This window comes from Vibrio sp. 10N.261.52.A1 (genome assembly GCF_002876325.1).
Taxonomy (GTDB): domain Bacteria; phylum Pseudomonadota; class Gammaproteobacteria; order Enterobacterales; family Vibrionaceae; genus Vibrio; species Vibrio chagasii.
Window position 1 is genome coordinate 1 of the sequence record NZ_MCYD01000331.1, and the last position, 655, is coordinate 655.

General features: G+C 44.4%; 1 protein-coding gene. It reads right to left on the bottom strand.

Going from position 1 to position 655, the window contains the following annotated elements; translation table 11 throughout:
• Window positions 1-39: 39 nt before the first annotated feature.
• Window positions 40-633, bottom strand: a complete 594-nt coding sequence (locus tag BCT81_RS04035; protein ID WP_004737553.1) for a GPR1/FUN34/YaaH family transporter — start codon at window positions 631-633, stop codon at window positions 40-42.
• Between the last annotated feature and the right edge of the window lie 22 nt (window positions 634-655).

Genomic DNA, 655 nt, shown 5'->3' on the forward strand with positions numbered 1-655 from the left:
CATGGCTAACCCTTTTTTATATTTCTAAGAAACGCGAGATTATGCAGCGATTTCTTGTGTTGCCATTTGAGGTGCTTTCTTCTCACCGATAGGCAGTACTGTGCGGCCGTATTCATTGTTGATTACTTGTGCCATTGCGAAGTAGATAGCAGAAGCACCACAGAAGATACCTTCGAAACCAGCGATAGTGCCGATCAGTTGGCTACCTGTGAAATCACGAGCTGCAAGTAGGAAGAACAAGATAGTTAGTGAACCGAATACTACTTGCTTCGCTACTGGGTAGCATAGAGAACCGATGAACATGAAGCCTGTGAAGATGCCCCATAGAAGTAGGTACCAACCCATGAATGCTGCAGGGCTTGCTGGTAGGCCCATGTAAGGCATTACGATTAGACCAACTAGAGACAACCAGAATAGGCCGTAAGAGGTAAATGCAGTTGTACCGAACGTGTCACCACGTTTGAAACACATTGTGCCAACGATAACTTGGCTTAAACCACCGTAAAAAATACCCATCGCAAGGATCATTGAATCTAGTGGAAAGAAACCTGCGTTGTGGATATTAAGAAGAATAGTGGTCATACCGAAACCCATTAAGCCTAACGGCGCTGGGTTAGCTAGTTTGGTCGACATTGCGAATTTACCTTTATCAAAT